Below are 17,989 nucleotides of genomic sequence, written 5' to 3' on the forward strand. Positions count from 1 at the left end.
CGGGTCCGGCGGCGGTTGCGGACGAAACGGTTGACATGCCCTTGGCGGCCGTGCTTTTCTCGGCCGCATGACGCAACGCAACACGCTCCCGTCCACGATCCAGCGCACGCCCCGCGGCGGCGTCGCGGTCGTGCGCGCGGCATCGCGCGGCCTGGCGTCGATCCTCACCTCCATCGCGATTACCACCACCATTACCACCACCGGCACCCGACAGCCGGGGTGTGATCGCGCGTGAAGTAAGCCACCCACGCCGCTCCGCCCCCGAACCGGGTGCGGATGCCAGGCACCGGGTTCGAAGGCGGGGCTCCACAAGGAAGCCCGCCCATGCCACACCCCGCATCGAACAAACGCCAGGACGCCGCCCCGGGCGATGCCCCGTCGCCGACGCGCGTCGCCGACGCGCCCCCGCTCCGCCAGCACGTGCAGTGCCAGGCCCACAAGTTCGGCGGCAGCAGCCTGGCCGATGCCGGCCGCATCCGCGCGGCCGCGGCCCTGGTCGACGACGGCGCCCCCTCGCGCGTGGTCGTGGTCTCGGCCATGCACGGGGTCACCGACGCGCTGATCGGCCTGGCCGACCTCGCGGCGCGGGGCGAGGACTGGATGCCGGACTGGTCCGCGTTGCGCGCACGCCATCTCGACACCGCGCGCGAACTCCTCGGTGGCGCCGCGCCCGAGGCGGCCCTGGCCGCCGACTTCGACGCCCTGCATGCCCGCCTGGTCGACATCCGCCCGCGCTGTGGCGTGGAGCCCGACCACGCCGCCTGGGTGCACGGCATGGGCGAAGTGCTGTCGTCTCGCCTGCTGCAGGCAGCACTCGGGGGCGAGGCCGCCGGCTGGTCGCGCCTGGACGCGCGCGAGGTGCTCGTCGTCCACCCCGGCGAGCTCGGCGTCGCGGTCGACTGGGAGGCCTCGCGCGCCCTGCTGCGCAGATGGCGCACGCACCACCCGGGCCATGACGTGGTCGTCACCGGTTTCGTAGCGCGTTCGGCCAACGGCCAGCCGACGACCCTGGGACGCAACGGCAGCGACCATTCCGCGGCGATCTTCTCGGTGCTCTTCGAGGCCGACGCCCTGACCATCTGGACCGACGTGGACGGCGTGCTCTCGGCCGACCCGCGCCTCGTCCCGGATGCGGTCTGCCTGCCGATGCTGTCCTATGCCGAGGCCTGCGAGCTGGCCTACTTCGGCGCCAAGGTCCTGCATCCGCAGACGATGGCCCCGGCGATCAGCCACGAGCTGCCCGTGCGGATCCGCAACTCACGCAACCCGCAGGCGCCTGGCACCCTGATCAGCGCCACGCCGGGCGAACGCGGGCAGTCGCGCGGCACCCCGGTCAAGGGCGTCAGCCTGGTCGAGGGCCTGGCCGTGCTCGAGCTGTCCGGCGCCGGCCTGATCGGCGTGCCCGGCACGGCCGAGCGCATGTTCTCCGCGCTCCGCCAGGCCGGCGTCTCGGTGATCATGATCTCGCAGGGTTCGTCCGAACACTCCATCTGCTGCGTGGTCAACCAGGTCCAGGCCGACGCCGCGCGCGACGCGGTCGAGGCCGCCTTCGCCGAAGCGATCGGCGACGGCCAGGCGCAGGGCATCGCGATGACGCCCGACATCTGCGTGCTCGCCGTGGTCGGCGACGGCATGGTCGGCGTGCCGGGCGTGGCCGCGCGCCTGCTCGGCGGCCTGGCCCAGGCACGGGTGAACGTGCGTGCGATCGCCCAGGGCGCGGGCGAGCGCAACATCTCCGTCGCGGTCGCCGCCGCGGATGCGCAGCGCGGCCTGCGCGCCGCGCACGCAGCGTTCTGGCTGTCGCCACAAACGCTCTCGATCGGCCTGATCGGACCGGGCAACGTGGGGCGCGCGCTGCTCGAGCAGCTGGCCGGGGCCGCGCCGCGCTTCTTGGCCGACGCCGCGCCGGGGCATGGCCTGGACCTGCGACTGCGGGCGGTCGCCAACAGCCGCGCCATGCACCTGCACGACAAGGCGCTCGACGCGGCGACGGCGGTGGATGCGCTGGCGGACGCCGAGGCACTGGACCTGGACCGCTTCGCCGCGCACGTGCGTGCCGAGCACCTGCCGCACGCGATGATCGTCGACTGCAGCGGCAGCGACGCCGTCGCCGATCGCTACGCCGACTGGCTCGCTGCCGGCATCCACGTGGTCACGCCGAACAAGCATGCCGGCAGCGGCGACTGGCGCCGCTTCCAGGCCATACGCGCGGCCAGTCGCCACGGCGGCCGGTTCCGTTACGAGGCCACCGTCGGCGCCGGCCTGCCGGTCGTACAGACGCTGCGCAACCTGCTCGACACCGGCGACGCGCTGCACGGCATCGAAGGCGTCTTCTCGGGCACGCTGGCGTGGCTGTTCAACAAGTTCGACGGCCAAACGCCCTTCTCCCAACTGGTCCTGGAGGCGCGCGCGAAGGGTTTCACCGAGCCCGATCCGCGCGACGACCTCTCCGGTACCGACGTGGCGCGCAAGCTGGTGATCCTCGCGCGCGAAGCCGGGCGCGAGCTGTCGCTGGACGATGTCTCGGTGGAGAACCTGGTGCCCGCACCACTGCGCGCGGTCGACCTGGCGGAATTCCTCGAGCGCATCGCCGAACTCGATCCTCCCATGCAGGCGCGCCTGGAGGCCGCGCGCGCCGCCGGCGGCCAGCTGCGCTACCTCGCCCGGCTCGATCGGGAAGGGCGCGCCAGCGTCGCCCTCACCGTGCCCGATCCGTCCCACGCGAGCCTGCATGGCCAGTTGACCGACAACCTCATCCAGTTCCGCACCGCCCGTTACCCCGACAATCCGTTGGTGGTACAGGGGCCCGGCGCCGGGCCCGAGGTCACCGCGGCCGGCGTGTTCGGCGACATCCTGGCGATCGCGCAGACGCTCGGGGCGCGCGCATGAGCGATACGATGCTCGCCCAGGCCCCATCCGCCACCCCAGGAGATGCCCGCGTGCAGGACGACGCCCCACCCCAGCAGATCGTGCAGGCGCGCGCCTTCGCGCCCGCCAGCGTCGGCAACATCGGCGTCGGTTTCGACCTGCTGGGCCACACCATCGACGGCCCGCGCGACATCGCGACGGTGCGGCGCATCGACGCCCCGGAGGTACGCATCCGCGCGATCAGCGGCGACGTCCCCGGGGTCGGCGAACTGCCGCTGGAGGCCGCACGCAACACCGCCGGCCAGGCGCTGCTGTCGCTGCGCGAGGCGCTCGGCCTGGCCCACGGCTTCGAGCTCTCGCTCGAGAAGGGCATCGCGCTCGGCTCGGGGCTGGGCGGCTCGGCCGCGTCCTGCGTCGCCGCCCTGGTCGCGGCCAACGCACTGCTCGACGTCCCGCTCACGCGCGATGCCCTCTACGCGCACGCGCTCGATGGCGAGTCCGTCTCCAGCGGCAGCCGGCATGGCGACAACGTCGCCCCGATGCTGCTAGGCGGCATCGTCATGGCAACCCACGACCGCATGATCGCGTTGCCGGTGCCCGAGGGCCTGCACGCGGTGGTCGTGCATCCGGCCCAGGTGCTGGAAACCCGCCGCGCCCGCGCCGTGCTCGCCGAGCCGTACCCACTCGACATCGTGGTGCGCCAGAGCGCGCACCTCGCCCTGTTCCTGACCGGTCTGCAGCGGTCGGACGTCGGGATGCTGCGCGAAGGCCTACGCGACCTGCTCGTCGAGCCGCGCCGCGCACCGCTGATCCCCGGCTTCGCCGAGGCCCGGCGCGCAGCGCTCGCCGGCGGCGCGATCGGGGCCAGCATCTCAGGCGCCGGGCCCAGCACCTTCGCCTGGTTCGAGTCGCGCGTGGCCGCCGAAGCCGCCGCCCCGGCCATGCGCGACGCCTTCGTCGACGCGGGTTTCGCGGCCCATGCCTACGTGAGCCCCGTCGCCGGCCCACGCGCCGACGTGATCGCCACCGACCGGGGCTGACCGCCCCTTCTTGCACAGGAAACCGACGCCGCCCGTCCGCGGGCGGACTGACGATCGCCATGGATTTCACCAGCACCCGCGGCCAGACGCCGCCCACCGACATCGACACCGCGCTCGTCGCCGGCCTGGCCCCCGACGGCGGCCTCTACGTACCGGCCCGGGTGCCGGCCCTCGCCCTCGACGGCCCCCACGCCAGCCTTGCCGACACCGCAGCGGCGGTGCTGGCGCCCTTCTTCGAGGGTTCCGCCCTCGCGGGCGACCTAGATGCGATGTGCACGACGGCCTATGCATTCCCGTCGCCGCTGCGCGCCCTGGAGGGCAACGGCGACCATCTGCTCGAGCTGTTCCACGGCCCCACCGCGGCCTTCAAGGACTATGCCGCGCGCTTCTTGGCCGAAGCGCTGTCGCGCCTGCGCGCGCCGGACGCGCCCGACACCACGATCCTGGTCGCGACCTCCGGCGACACCGGTGCCGCCGTGGCCGCCGCCTTCCACCGGCGGCCCGGCTTCCGCGTCGCGATCCTCTATCCGGAGGGCCGCGTCTCCCCGCGCCAGGCGCACGGGCTGGGCTGCTGGGGCGACAACGTGCACGCCTACAGCATCGAGGGCAGCTTCGACGACTGCCAGCGGCTGGTGAAGCAGGCGCTCGCCGACACCGGTCTGCGCCAGCGCATTCCACTGGGCTCGGCCAACAGCATCAGCCTCGGCCGGCTGTTGCCACAGACGGCCTACTACGCGCACGCCGCACTGGCGTTCCATGCGCGGCATGGCGAGGCGCTGAACTTCATCGTGCCGACCGGCAACCTCGGCAACGCCTGCGCGGCGATCCTCGCGCGACGCATGGGCCTGCCGATCGGCGAGGTGCGCCTGGCGACCAATGCCAACGACACCCTGCCGCGCTTCTTCGCCGGCGCCGACTACGCCGCGCAGGCCACCCGCGCGACGCTGGCCAACGCCATGGACGTCGGCGCGCCCAGCAACTTCGAGCGCCTGCGCTACTGGCACGACAGCGACGAGGCCCTGCGTGCATCGACCCGCGCCTCGGCCGTCGCCGATGCCACCATCCGCGACGTCATCCGCGAGGCGCCGTCGCGGCACGGCATCGTGCCCTGCCCGCATACCGCGACCGGCCTGCACGTGCTCGATGTTTTGCGCGCGAGCGGAGACGTGCGCCCATGGGCGGTGGTCGCGACCGCGCACCCGGCGAAGTTCGACTCGATCGTCGAGCCGCTCGTCGGGCACCCGGTCGAGGTGCCGCCTGCGCTCGCCGCGTCGCTGTCGCAACCCGCGCATGCGAGCCGCCTGACGGCCTCGTATGAGACCTTGGTCGAAGTCCTGCAATGACAACGCCCGCCACGCGGCGACCGTTCGTCATCCGGCCGGGCCATTTCACAAGAAACTGTTGACACCCTCGAATCGACCGTGTTTATCTCCAAGCCATGACGCAGCGCAGCAACCCTTCGCAGACGATGACCGCCCGGGCCGACGGCCCGGCCGAGGCGCTGCGTGACGCGCTTCCCGTGATCCTGGCGACCGCATCGGCGGCGCTCATTCTCGTACTCGTACTTATTACCGGGCCACTCAGCGCGGGGTACGGGGTTGCGTAGGTAACAAGCAAACCCAGGTCGAAACACCAAGACCCCGCGCCAGTAATGGCGCGGGGTTTTTCGTTTTCCAGGCTCCGAAATCCACTCGAACACGACACCCAGGAAGTCCGACACGTGAGAAGCAACGCCATCAAGCAAGGTCCCGCGCACGCGCCGGCACGCGCCATGCTCCGCGCCACCGGGCGCGACGACGCCGCCATCGCCAAGCCGTTCGTCGGCGTCGTCCACACCTGGACCGACGTCTCGCCGTGCAACCTGACCCTGCGCGAGCTCGCCGGCCACGTGCGCGAGGGCGTGGAAGGCGCCGGTGGCACCGCGGTGGAGTTCAATACCATCGCCATCACCGACGGCATCGCGATGGGCACCGACGGCATGCGCGCCTCGCTGGCATCGCGCGAGACGATCGCCGACTCGATCGAACTGGCGATCACCGGCCACAGCCTGGATGCGATGGTGCTGCTGGTCGGCTGCGACAAGACCATCCCCGCCGCGGCGATGGCGGCGGCCCGGCTGGACGTGCCGACGGTGATCCTTTACGGCGGCACGATCATGCCCGGCAGTTGTCCGTCGAAGGACGGCAAGGACACCCCGCTGACCGTGCAGGACGTGTTCGAGGCGGTCGGCGCGCACGCGGCAGGACGCATCGACGACGACGAGCTGCACCGCGTCGAGTCGCATGCCTGCCCCGGTGCCGGCGCCTGCGGCGGCCAGTTCACCGCCAACACCATGGCGATGGTGCTCACTTTCCTGGGTTTGTCGCCGCTGCAGCTCAACGACATCCCGGCGATCCACGCGGACAAGCCCGGCGCGGCGAAAGCCTGCGGCGCGCTGGTCATGCAGCAGTTGCGCAATGGCGGGCCGACACCGCGCGCCCTTCTCTCTCCCGCCGCGCTGCGCAACGCCGCGCGTGCGGTGTCGGCCACCGCCGGTTCCACCAACGCCGCGCTGCACCTGCTGGCGATCGCCCACGAAGCCGGGGTCGCCTTCGACCTGGAGGAGTTCGAGGCCGCGGCGTCGACACCGGTCATCGCCGATCTCAAGCCGGGCGGCCGCTATACCGCGGCGGAGATGTTCGAACAGGGCGGCTGCGCCCTGGTGGCGCGCGAGTTGCGCGTCGCCGGCCTGATCGAGGACGTGCCCACGGTGACCGGGCGGTCCTTTTTCGCCGAGCTCGACGCCGTGTCCGCGCCGGCGCACCAGGACGTGGTGCGTCCGATCGCCTCGCCGCTGAAGCCGCGCGGCGGCTATTCGATCCTCTATGGCGACCTTGCCCCGGAAGGCTGCATCGTCAAGCTGGCCGGCCACGGGCGCGACCACTTCGAGGGCCCGGCGCGCGTGTTCGACTCCGAGGAGGCCGCGTTCGCCGCGGTGCAGGCGCGCAAGGTGCAGGCCGGCGACGTCGTGGTGATCCGCTTCGAAGGTCCGACCGGCGGCCCGGGCATGCGCGAGATGCTGGCGGTGACCGCCGCGCTCGTCGGCCAGGGCCTGGGCAACGACGTCGCGCTGATCACCGACGGCCGCTTCAGTGGCGCCACCCACGGCTTCATGGTTGGCCACATCGCACCGGAAGCGGCGCACGGCGGTCCGATCGCGCGCCTGCGCGACGGCGACCGCGTGCGCATCGACGTCGGCACGCGCCGCATCGACGTCGATGCCGACCTCGCCACGCGCAGCCCCGCCGCGTTCTCGCCGCGCGTGCGCACCGGCGCGTTGGCCAAGTACGCACGCCTGGTCCGCTCCGCGTCGAAGGGCGCGGTCACCGCGCCCGGCCCGCTGGACGACGCGCGCGCCATTCCTTCGGCCCTCATCGAAACCGCGCGCGAGCGCGAACCCGCGCCCGCCTGAAACCCCGTTCCCGACCACCCGCCCCGGCGGCCCCTTCCGTTCCACGCACTCCCACCGACATCCACAAGGACACCGCAATGAGTTCACCCAGCCAGACCGGCCCGAAACCCCGCATCGCCATCGTCGGCTACGGCAGCCAGGGGCGCGCGCATGCGCTCAACCTGCGCGACTCCGGCTTCGACGTCACCATCGGCCTGCGGCCCGGCGGCCCGACCGGGATCAAGGCCCGGGCCGACGGCTTCACCGTCACCACGCCGGCCGAGGCCGTCAAGGGCGCCGAACTGGTCGCGGTGCTGACCCCCGACATGGTCCAGGCGCAGCTCTACGGCGAGGTCATCGAACCCAACATCGCGCCCGGCGCCTGCCTGCTGTTCGCGCATGGGTTCAACGTCCACTACCAGCAGATCAATCCGCGCGAGGACCTGGACGTGGTGCTCGTGGCGCCCAAGGGCCCCGGCGCCCTGGTTCGCCGCGAATACGAGATCGGCCGCGGCGTGCCGTCCGTCTACGCGGTCTACCAGGACCGCAGCGGCGGGGCCGAAGCGCTGGCGCTGGCCTATTGCGCCGGCATCGGCGGCGCCCGCCAGAACGCCATCAAGACCACGTTCAAGGAAGAGACCGAGACCGACCTGTTCGGCGAGCAGGCCGTGCTGTGCGGCGGCGCCACCAAGCTCGTGCAGGCCGGCTGGGAAACCCTGGTCGAAGCCGGCTACCAGCCCGAGGTCGCCTACTACGAGTGCCTGCACGAGCTGAAGCTGATCGTCGACCTGTTCTACGAGGGCGGGGTGACGCGCATGCACGAGTTCATCAGCGAGACCGCGCAGTACGGGGCGCTGACGCGCGGTCCCTACGTCGTGGACGAGAACGCCAAGGCGCAGATGAAGAAGGTGCTGGCGGAGATCCAGGACGGTACCTTCGCCCGCCAATGGATCGCCGAGTACGCGGCGGGCAACACCCGGTACAAGGCGCTCAAGCAGGCCGACCTGGACCATCCGATCGAAGCGGTGGGCCGGAAGCTGCGCGCCAACATGAAGTGGCTGTCGACCGCGCCGCAGGCCGCACCCGCCGCCGCGGCCGAGGCCCCGCAACCGGAAGAGGCCGCCGCATGAACGGCGCCCGCTGGCTCGTGCAGGCCCTGGTCGCCGAGGGCGTCGACACGCTGTTCGGCTACCCGGGCGGCGCGATCATGCCGTTCTACGATGCCCTGCACGGCTCGGACCTGAAGCATGTCCTGGTCCGCCACGAGCAGGGCGCGGCCTTCGCCGCGAACGGTTATGCGCGAGCCAGCGGGCGCGTCGGTGTATGCGTGGCGACGTCCGGCCCGGGCGCCTCGAACCTGGTCACCGGCATCGCCGACGCGATGCTCGACTCGGTGCCGATGGTGGTCATCACCGGCCAGGTCGCCACCGGCCTGATGGGCACGGATGCCTTCCAGGAGCTCGATGTCTTCAGCATGACGATGTCGATCGTGAAGCACAGCTTCATCGTGCGTCGCGTCGAGGACCTGCCCGGTGTCGTCGCCGAGGCCTTCCGCATCGCACGCTCGGGTCGGCCGGGGCCGGTCCTCATCGATTTCCCCAAGGACGTGCAGGTGGCCGATGCCGACCGCCTGGCGCCGCATGCGCCGCTGGCCATCGACGACGTGCCGGCACCGGCCGACGCCTCGCTGCACGAGGCCCTGGCGTTGATGTCGCAGGCGCGGCAGCCGGTCGTGTACGGCGGCGGCGGCATCGCGCTGGGGCATGCCGTGGAGGTGTTCCGCGACTTCGTCAATGCGACCCAGATCCCCACCGTGCTGACCCTCAAGGGCCTGGGCGCCCTGCCCGCCGGCCACGCGCTCAACCTGGGCATGCTGGGCATGCACGGCAGCCAGGCCGCCAACCTGGCCGTACAGGAGTGCGACCTGCTGATCGTGGTGGGTGCCCGCTTCGACGACCGTGCGACCGGCAAGCTGGCCGAGTTCGCGCCGCGTGCCCGGGTGGTCCACATGGACCCGGATGCCTGCGAGATCGGCAAGTTGCGCCATGCCGACGCCGGCGTCAACGGCGACATCTGCACCGCGCTGAAAGCCCTGACCCTGCCCGCCGCCGCGCATGTGCACGGCCGGCATGCGCGCGCACGGCGCGAATGGCGCGACACCTGCCAGGCCCGCGCGCGCCAGCATGCCGCGCGCTACGACGCCCCGGGCGACACGGTCTACGCTCCGGCGCTGCTCAAGCGCCTGTCCGAGATCGCGCCCGACGCCGTCGTCGCCTGCGACGTCGGCCAGCACCAGATGTGGGTCGCCCAGCACTGGCGTTTCCAGCATCCGCGCCAGCACCTGACCAGCGGTGCGCTGGGCGCGATGGGCTTCGGCCTGCCGGCCGCGCTGGGCGCGCAGATGCAGGATCCCGGTGCGCGCGTGGTCTGCGTCAGCGGCGACGGTTCGTTCCTGATGAACGTGCAGGAGCTGGCCACGGCCGCGCGCTACCGGCTGCCGGTGAAGATCGTGCTGCTCGACAACCAGGCCCTGGGCATGGTGCGCCAGTGGCAGGAGCTGTTCTTCGAGAAGCGCTATTCGGAGATCGACCTGTCCGACAACCCGGACTTCGGCGCCCTGGCCGCGGCATTCGGCATCGCCGCCCTCCACGTCGACCGCGCCGACGAGGTGGAAGGCGCGCTGCAAGCACTGATGGCCGTGCCCGGCCCGGCCCTGTTGCACGTCGCGATCGACCAGCAGGCGAACGTCTGGCCGCTGGTGCCGCCCAACCACAACAACGCCCAGATGCTCGACGGCGCCCCCGTCGAAACCGGGCCCACCGCCCTCGCCCCCACTCCGGAGACGCCCCATGCGCTACCAGCTTGATCTGACCCTGCGACAGGCCGAGGGCGCGCTCGCGCGCGTGCTTGGCACCGCCGAACGCCGGGGCTTCCGCCCGCTCGCCGTGGACGGCGAAGCGCAATCCGACGGCGACCGCTGGCATCTGCGCCTGATGGTCGAGAGCGACCGTGCCGACGCCAGCCTGCAGACGCAGCTGGCCAAGCTGCACGACTGCCTGGCCGTGGAGGTGTCGCCGTGCAGCTGAACGACGCGACCGCCGTGGCCGAGCCGCCGCGCGAGGCCGCCAACGATGCGGCGACCGATTCGCCGCGGGTGTGGTTCGACGGGCGCCTGGTGGCGATCGACTCGCCGCAGGCACCGTTGACCACCCATGCCATGCACTACGGCAGCGGCGTGTTCGAGGGTATCCGCAGCTATGCGACCGCCGACGGCGGGGCCGCGGTGTTCCGCCTGCCCGAGCACATGGAGCGCATGCGCAAGGGCGCCGAGCTGCTGGGGATCGACTTCGACGTCGAGCGCGCCAGCGAGGCCGTGCTGGAGACGCTGCGCGCCAACCGCCACGCCGATGCCTACATCCGTCCGCTGGCCTGGCTGGGCAGCGGCACCATCGGCCTGGACGTCTCGCCGCTCACCCAGCACTACATGGTCGCGACCATGGCCACACAGGTGCACCTGGCCGGCAAGGCCGCGCGCCTGGGCGTGTCGGGCTGGCGCCGCAACCCCGCCACCTCGCTGCCCCCGCTGAAGCTGTGCGGCGGCTACGTCAATTCGGTCCTGGCCAAGCGCGAAGCCAAGCAGCGCGGCTTCGACGAGGCGCTGTTCGTCGACGCCGAGGGCTTCGTCGTCGAATGCACGGGCGCGAACGTCTTCATGGTGCGCAACGGCAGCATCACCGCCGCGAGCCATCCCGACGCGCTGGACGGCATCACCCGCGCCACCCTGGTCGAGCTCACCGGCGCGCACTCGCGGCCGGTGACGCTGGAGGAGCTCAGGCAGGCCGACGAGGTGTTCGTGTGCGGCACCGCCGCCGAGGTCGCGCCGATCGCATCGCTGGACGACACGGTGTTCGGGGACAACCCGCTCACGCGCGAATTCCAGGCCTTGTATGCCCGCATCGTGCGCGGGGCCGAGCCCCGCCACGCCCGCTGGCTGACGGTGGTCTGACATGGATGGCGACGTAGCCGTAGCCGGCCCGTACCGGCGCCCGTCCGAAGCCGCACCGGCGGCCGCGGTCGGCGTCGCCGACGTGCTGGCCGCGCAGGCGCGCCTGCGCCGCTACCTGCCGGCGACCCCGGTGCACCATGCCGAGCGCTTCGGCTGCTGGCTCAAGCTCGAGAACCTGCAGCGCACCGGTTCCTACAAGGTCCGCGGCGCGCTCAACGCGCTGCTCGCCGCGCGCGAACGCGGCGATGCACGCACCGTCATCGCCGCGTCGGCGGGCAACCACGCGCAGGGCCTGGCCTGGGCGGCCTATCGCCTGGGCATGCAGGCCATCACCGTGATGCCGCGTGGGGCACCCGAGACCAAGGTCGCCGGCGTCGCCCACTGGGGCGCCACCGTGCGCCTGCATGGCGACAGCTACGACGAGGCCAAGGCCTTCGCCATCGAGCTGGCTGCGCAGAACGACTACCGGCTGCTCTCGGCCTTCGACGACCCCGACGTGATCGCCGGCCAGGGCACCGTCGGCCTGGAACTGGCCGCACTGGCGCCGGACATGGTCCTCGTGCCGATCGGCGGCGGCGGCCTGGCGGCCGGCGTCGCGCTGGCGCTGAAGTCGCAGGGCGTGCGCATCGTCGGTGCCCAGGTCGAGGGCATCGACGCAATGGCGCGCGCCCTGAAGGGCGACGCCCGCGAACTGGAACCCGCGGCCAGCCTGGCCGACGGCGTCCGCGTCAAGGCGCCGGGCCTGCTGACCCGGCGCCTGCTCGCCGAGCTGCTCGACGACGTGGTCATCGTGCGCGAGGCCGAGCTGCGCGAGACCCTGGTGCGCCTGGCATTGGAAGAACACGTGATCGCCGAGGGCGCCGGCGCCCTCGCCCTCGCCGCCGGCCGTCGCGTCGCCGGCAAGCGCAAGTGCGCAGTGGTCTCCGGCGGCAACCTCGATGCCGGCGTGCTGGCCACGCTGCTGTCGGAAGTGCGTCCGCGCGCGCCGCGCCGACCACGTCGCCGCACCCGCGAGCCCGTGCCGGCGATCGCCAGCCAGGAGCCCGCCATTCCCACCCTGCCCACCCGACCCCGACCGCCCATGGCCGCCACGCCGCCCATCCGCGTCCCGCGCGCACGCCACCCTGACGAGGAAGTCTTCGCATGAACGACCCCGCCGCCCGAGTCCGCATCTTCGACACCAGCCTGCGCGATGGCGAGCAATCGCCCGGCTGCAGCATGACCGCCGCGCAGAAGCTCCGTTTCGCCCATGCGCTCGCGGAGCTTGGCGTCGATGCACTCGAGGCCGGCTTCCCCGCCAGTTCCGACGCCGACCGCGACGCGGTGCGTGCGATCGCGCGCGAAGTGCGCGGCAGCACCGTTGCGACGCTGGCACGCTGCCACGAGGGCGACATCGATGCCTGCGCCGCCGCCCTGGAAGGCGCCGCCCATCCGCGCATCCACGTGTTCATCTCCACCAGCCCGCTGCACCGCGAGCACAAGCTCGGCCTCAGTCGCGAGCAGGTGGTCGAACGCGCGGTCATGGGCGTGTCGCGCGCGCGCCGCCTGGTGGACGACGTGGAGTTCTCCGCCGAGGACGCGTTGAGGACGGAACCGGAGTTCCTGGCCGAGATCTGCAGCGCAGCCATCGCGGCCGGCGCGACCACGCTCAACATCCCCGATACCGTCGGCTACACCACGCCCAGCGAGATCCGTGCGCTGTTCGAGTACCTGCGCGCGAACGTACGCGACGCGGACAGGGCGGTGTTCAGCGCGCACTGCCACAACGACCTGGGCCTGGCGGTGGCGAACTCGCTGGCGGCGATCGAGGGCGGCGCGCGGCAGGTCGAATGCACGATCAACGGCATCGGCGAGCGCGCGGGCAACTGCGCGCTGGAGGAACTGGTAATGGCCCTGCGCGTGCGCAGCCACTACTACGGCGCGCACACCCGCATCGACAGCCGCCGCCTGGTACCGACCTCGCGACTGCTCTCGCGCATCACCGGCATGGCCGTGCAGCGCAACAAGGCCGTGGTCGGCCAGAACGCCTTCGCGCACGAGTCGGGCATCCACCAGCACGGCATGCTCAAGCACCGCGGCACCTACGAGATCATGCGCCCCGAGGACGTGGGCTGGTCGCAGTCGCAGATGGTGATGGGCCGGCACAGTGGACGCGCCGCCCTTGCCGACCGCCTGCAGGCCCTGGGCTTCCAGCTGGAGGAGGCCGCGTTGAACCGTACCTTCGCCGCCTTCAAGACGCTGGCCGAAAAGAAGCGCGAAGTCTTCGACGCGGACCTGGAAGCGCTGGTCCTGGGCAGCGACGCGGTGGCCCACCGCGGCTGGCGGCTGTCGCGCCTGCACGTGAGCACCGGCGCGGGCGGCGAAGCCGACACCATGCCCACCGCCAGCGTGCAGTTGCATGGCGCCGACGGCGAGACGGTCAGCGAGGCCGCGGTCGGCGACGGCCCGGTGCACGCCCTGTTCGCCGCGCTCGCGCGCGCGACCGGCATCGAACTCGACGTGGACAGCTACCAGGTCTCCAGCGTCACCACCGGCGACGATGCCCAGGGCCAGGCCCAGGTGATCGCGCGCGTGGACGGCGTCGAGGTCACCGGCTCCGGGACAAGTACCGACATCCTGGAAGCCAGCGCGCACGCCTGGCTCGACATCGCCAACCGGCAGTCGCGGGCGCGCGCCCCCGCCGTCCACCGGCACGCCGCGATCGCCTGATATCCCCAACCTCCCCTCTACGTACTTCCGGCGCAGCGCGCCGGGACGCCAGCCGCCGGACACCCCGACATGACCGTACAAGCTCCCCGCACCCTGTTCGACAAGCTCTGGGACGCGCACCTCGTCAGCCCAGAAACCGAGGCGGCACCCGCCGTGCTCTACATCGACCTGCACCTGATCCATGAAGTGACCTCGCCACAGGCCTTCTCGGAGCTCGAGTCGCGCGCGCTTTCGCCGCGCCGGCCCGACCTCACCAAGGGCACGATGGACCACTCCACGCCGACCTTGCCGGCCGGTGCCGACGGCGCGCTTCCCTACGCCTCCGAGCAGGCGCGGGCCCAGGTCGAGCGCCTGCGCGGGAACTGCGCGCGGCACGGCATCGAGCTGTTCGACATGGACAGCCCCGCGCGCGGCATCGTCCACGTGATCGGCCCCGAGCTGGGCCTGACGCGCCCCGGCATGACCATCGTGTGCGGCGACAGCCACACCGCCACCCACGGCGCCTTCGGCGCGCTGGCCTTCGGCATCGGCACCAGCGAGGTCGGCCACGTGCTGGCCACGCAATGCCTGCTCCAACGCAAGCCGCGCACCCTGGCGATCAACGTCGAGGGCACGCTTCGCCCGGGCGTCACCGCCAAGGACCTGATCCTGCACGTGATCGGGGTGATCGGCGTCAACGGCGGCACCGGCCACGTGATCGAGTACCGCGGCAGCACCATCCGCGCCTTGTCGATGGACGAGCGCATGACGGTCTGCAACATGTCCATCGAGGCCGGGGCGCGCGCCGGGCTCGTCGCCCCCGACGAAACGACCTTCGACTACCTGCGCCACGCGCCGCGCGCGCCGCGCGGCGCCGCCTTCGACGAGGCCGTGGCAGCTTGGCGCAATCTCGGCAGCGACGAGGGCGCGCGCTTCGACCGCGAGGTGCACGTCGACGCCGCCGACATCCTCCCGACGATCACCTGGGGCACCCATCCCGGCCAGGTCGCCGCAGTCTCGGCGCGGCTGCCCGACACCCGCGGCAGCGACGACGCGAAGGCGCGCGATTACATGGGCTGGGACGCCGACGCCGCACTGGCCGGGCGGCCGGTCGACGTCGTCTTCATCGGCAGTTGCACCAACTCGCGACTGTCGGACCTGCGCGACGCGGCACGGGTGCTCGACGGCCGCCGGGTCCATCCGCGTGTGCGCATGCTCGTGGTGCCCGGTTCGGAACAGGTCAAGCGCGAGGCCGAGGCCGAAGGCATCGACGCCATCGTGCGCGCGTCGGGCGCGGAGTGGCGCGAGCCGGGCTGCTCGATGTGCATCGCCATGAACGGCGACATGGTCGGGCCCGGCCAGCTCGCGGTGTCGACCAGCAACCGCAACTTCGAAGGGCGCCAGGGCAAGGGCGCGCGCACCGTGCTCGCCTCCCCGCTGACCGCGGCGGCGTGCGCGGTCGCGGGCGAGATCATCGACCCGCGCGCCTTCCTGTCCCCAACCACTGCACCCGCCCGCGAACTGGAGACCGTCTGATGCGTCCCTTCACCGAACTGCGTTCGCGCACCGTCGTGTTGCGTGAACGCAACATCGACACCGACCAGATCATCCCCGCGCGCTTCCTGACCACGACCGAGCGGCAGGGCCTGGGCCAGCATGCCTTCCAGGACTGGCGACAGCGCGGGGACGGCTCGCCGGACCCGGACTTCCCCTTCAACCGCCCGGAGAATGCCGGCGCCTCGATCCTGGTCGCAGGCCGCAACTTCGGCTGCGGCTCCTCGCGCGAGCACGCGCCCTGGGCGCTCGTCGACCTGGGCCTGCGCGCGGTGATCAGCGCGGAGATCGCCGACATCTTCCGCAGCAACGCGCTCAAGAACGGCCTGCTGCCGGTGGTACTGGACGAAGCGGTGGTCGACGAGCTGCTCGACCACCCGGGGATCGAACTGCACATCGACGTGGCGCGCCGCCTGGTCACCCTGCCCGGCGGCAGCCAGGTCGAGTTCCCGCTGGACGCGTTCGCCCGCACCTGCCTGCTGGAGGGCGTCGACCAGCTCGGCTACCTGCTCCGCCAGGCGCCCGCCATCCAACGTTACGAGGCAATGCAACATGAGGGCCACGCCCATGCACGCTGACATCGTCGTCCTGCCCGGGGACGGCATCGGTCCCGAAGTGACCGCCGCCGCCGTGCAGGTCCTGCTCGCGGTCGGCAAGCGCTACGGCCATGGCTTCCGTTTCAGCGAACACCTCATCGGAGGCGCCGCGATCGACGCCACCGGCGAGGCCCTGCCGGCTGCCACCCTGGAGGCCGCCCGCCGTGCCGACGCGGTCCTGCTGGGCGCCGTGGGCGGGCCTAAATGGTCCGATCCACGGGCGCCCGTGCGACCCGAGCAGGGCCTTCTGGCGATCCGCGCCGCGCTGGGCCTGTTCGCCAACCTGCGCCCGGTGGCACCGCATCCCGCCGCGTTCGGCGCCTCGCCGATCAAGCCGCACCTTCTCAACGGCGTCGACCTGGTGGTGGTGCGCGAGCTGACCGGCGGCGTCTATTTCGGCCGCCGCGAGCGCAGCGACGATCGCGCCAGCGACCTGTGCGAATACAGCGTCGGCGAGATCGAACGCGTCGTCCGTCGTGCCTGCGAGCTGGCCCGCGCGCGCCGCGGCCGCCTGACCTCGGTGGACAAGGCCAACGTGCTGGAGACCTCGCGACTGTGGCGCGAAGTCGCCGCCCGCGTGGTGCGCGACGAATACCCCGACGTCGAGCTCGAGCACCAGCTGGTCGATTCGATGGCGATGCACCTGCTCGCCAAGCCGCGCGAGTACGACGTCATCGTCACCGAGAACATGTTCGGCGACATCCTCACCGACGAAGCCTCGATGCTCGCCGGCTCGCTCGGCCTGCTGCCCTCCGCCTCGCTGGGCGAGGGCCGGGTGGGCCTGTACGAGCCGATCCATGGTTCTGCGCCCGACATCGCGGGACGCGGCATCGCCAACCCCTATGCGGCGATCCTGAGCGCCGCCCTGCTGCTGCGCCACTCGCTGGGACTGGATGCCGAGGCGGCCTGCGTGGAGGCGGCCGTCGCCGGGGTGCTGGAGGCCGGCGTGTTCACCGCCGACCTGGCCGCGGAAGGCCAGGCGGTCTCCACGCGCGAAGCCACCCTGGCGGTGATCGACCGCCTGCAGCACGACTGCGTGGTGGTCGAGCTGCGCGACTGAGTCCAATGTTGCCGCGGTCGCCATGGATGGTAGGGTCAGGGACGGCCCGCCGCGGACACCCTCATGCCTCTTGCTTCGATGCCCCTGACCCGCCTCGCCGGCGGCGCGCTGGTCCTGCTCATCGCGGCCTGCCGTGCACCGGCCGATACGCCCCGCGTGGCAGCGCCGTACGCGCAGGCAACACGCGGCGGCGCGGGCGCATCGACCCCGGCCGACGCGTTCTTCGCGCGCCTGTCCGCCCTGTGCGGACAGGCCTTCGCCGGACGCGTCGTCGTCGACACGCCCCCGCCCGCGGGCAACGACCCCTTCGCCGGGCAGGCGCTGGTGATGCACGTGCGCGACTGCGACGAGGATGAGCTGCGCATGCCTTTCCATGTCGGCGCGGATCGCTCGCGCACCTGGGTGCTCGGCCGGACCGCGACGGGCCTGCGCCTGCACCACGACCACCGCCATGAAGACGGCAGCGAGGACGTGTTGACGATGTACGGCGGCCATACCGTCGAGCCCGGCACGCCCGGGCGGCAGGTCTTCCCGGCCGATGCAGGCTCGAAGGCACTTTTCACCCGCGAGGGGCGCGCGGTCTCGAACGCGAACGCCTGGGCGATGGAGATCGCGCCGGGAACGATGTTCGCCTACGCGTTGACCCGCCCCGGCCGGGAATTCCGCGTGGAGTTCGACCTCGCTGCACCGGTCGACCCACCTCCGCCGGCCTGGGGCCACGACGGGCCCCGATGAAACGGTCCCGTC

General features: G+C 72.1%; 15 protein-coding genes. All 15 read left to right on the forward strand.

Features of this window, described 5'->3' with window-relative positions:
* The first annotated feature begins 67 nt into the window (after positions 1 to 67).
* The 15 genes from H4F98_RS13945 (at position 68) to H4F98_RS14015 (ending at position 17,977) form a co-directional block, all read left to right on the forward strand.
* Positions 68 to 235, forward strand: coding sequence for a hypothetical protein (locus H4F98_RS13945; protein ID WP_182688443.1), 168 nt, complete (start codon positions 68 to 70; stop codon positions 233 to 235).
* An 89-nt stretch (positions 236 to 324) separates the two neighbouring features.
* On the forward strand, positions 325 to 2,889 hold the full coding sequence (gene thrA / locus H4F98_RS13950; protein ID WP_182688444.1) for a bifunctional aspartate kinase/homoserine dehydrogenase I: 2,565 nt from the start codon (positions 325 to 327) through the stop codon (positions 2,887 to 2,889).
* Complete coding sequence (locus tag H4F98_RS13955; protein WP_182688445.1) at positions 2,886 to 3,908, forward strand: homoserine kinase; 1,023 nt, start codon at positions 2,886 to 2,888, stop codon at positions 3,906 to 3,908. Before thrA ends, H4F98_RS13955 begins: the two co-directional genes overlap by 4 nt.
* Before the next feature lie 59 nt (positions 3,909 to 3,967).
* A complete protein-coding gene (gene thrC, locus H4F98_RS13960) occupies positions 3,968 to 5,251 on the forward strand; it encodes a threonine synthase (protein ID WP_182688446.1) in 1,284 nt (427 codons plus the stop codon).
* Between the two features lie 377 nt (positions 5,252 to 5,628).
* Complete coding sequence (gene ilvD, locus H4F98_RS13965) at positions 5,629 to 7,359, forward strand: dihydroxy-acid dehydratase (protein WP_182688447.1); 1,731 nt, start codon at positions 5,629 to 5,631, stop codon at positions 7,357 to 7,359.
* Between the two features lie 77 nt (positions 7,360 to 7,436).
* On the forward strand, positions 7,437 to 8,468 hold the full coding sequence (ilvC, locus tag H4F98_RS13970) for a ketol-acid reductoisomerase (RefSeq protein ID WP_182688448.1): 1,032 nt from the start codon (positions 7,437 to 7,439) through the stop codon (positions 8,466 to 8,468).
* Complete coding sequence (gene ilvG, locus H4F98_RS13975; protein ID WP_182688449.1) at positions 8,465 to 10,204, forward strand: acetolactate synthase 2 catalytic subunit; 1,740 nt, start codon at positions 8,465 to 8,467, stop codon at positions 10,202 to 10,204. Before ilvC ends, ilvG begins: the two co-directional genes overlap by 4 nt.
* Complete coding sequence (locus H4F98_RS13980) at positions 10,188 to 10,424, forward strand: ACT domain-containing protein (protein WP_182688450.1); 237 nt, start codon at positions 10,188 to 10,190, stop codon at positions 10,422 to 10,424. The genes ilvG and H4F98_RS13980 overlap by 17 nt, the downstream gene beginning before the upstream one ends.
* Complete coding sequence (locus tag H4F98_RS13985; protein ID WP_182688451.1) at positions 10,415 to 11,344, forward strand: aminotransferase class IV; 930 nt, start codon at positions 10,415 to 10,417, stop codon at positions 11,342 to 11,344. The genes H4F98_RS13980 and H4F98_RS13985 overlap by 10 nt, the downstream gene beginning before the upstream one ends.
* Position 11,345: 1 nt before the next feature.
* On the forward strand, positions 11,346 to 12,491 hold the full coding sequence (locus H4F98_RS13990; RefSeq protein ID WP_182688452.1) for a threonine dehydratase: 1,146 nt from the start codon (positions 11,346 to 11,348) through the stop codon (positions 12,489 to 12,491).
* Entirely contained in the window at positions 12,488 to 14,053 is a 1,566-nt protein-coding gene (locus H4F98_RS13995) for a 2-isopropylmalate synthase (protein WP_182688453.1), read from the forward strand. The genes H4F98_RS13990 and H4F98_RS13995 overlap by 4 nt, the downstream gene beginning before the upstream one ends.
* A 69-nt stretch (positions 14,054 to 14,122) precedes the next feature.
* The gene (leuC, locus tag H4F98_RS14000) at positions 14,123 to 15,568 is read left to right on the forward strand and encodes a 3-isopropylmalate dehydratase large subunit (protein ID WP_182688454.1); all 1,446 of its coding nucleotides are present in this window, start codon (positions 14,123 to 14,125) and stop codon (positions 15,566 to 15,568) included.
* A complete protein-coding gene (leuD, locus tag H4F98_RS14005) occupies positions 15,568 to 16,164 on the forward strand; it encodes a 3-isopropylmalate dehydratase small subunit (protein ID WP_182688455.1) in 597 nt (198 codons plus the stop codon). Before leuC ends, leuD begins: the two co-directional genes overlap by 1 nt.
* Positions 16,154 to 17,242 carry a 3-isopropylmalate dehydrogenase gene (leuB, locus tag H4F98_RS14010; protein ID WP_182688456.1) on the forward strand — a complete coding sequence of 363 codons (1,089 nt, stop codon included), beginning with the start codon at positions 16,154 to 16,156 and terminating at the stop codon, positions 17,240 to 17,242. The genes leuD and leuB overlap by 11 nt, the downstream gene beginning before the upstream one ends.
* Before the next feature lie 63 nt (positions 17,243 to 17,305).
* Positions 17,306 to 17,977, forward strand: a complete 672-nt coding sequence (locus H4F98_RS14015) for a hypothetical protein (RefSeq protein ID WP_246373228.1) — start codon at positions 17,306 to 17,308, stop codon at positions 17,975 to 17,977.
* The last annotated feature ends 12 nt before the right edge of the window (positions 17,978 to 17,989 follow it).

The sequence above is a fragment of the Marilutibacter spongiae genome (assembly GCF_014145325.1).
Taxonomy (GTDB): Bacteria; Pseudomonadota; Gammaproteobacteria; order Xanthomonadales; family Xanthomonadaceae; genus Marilutibacter; species Marilutibacter spongiae.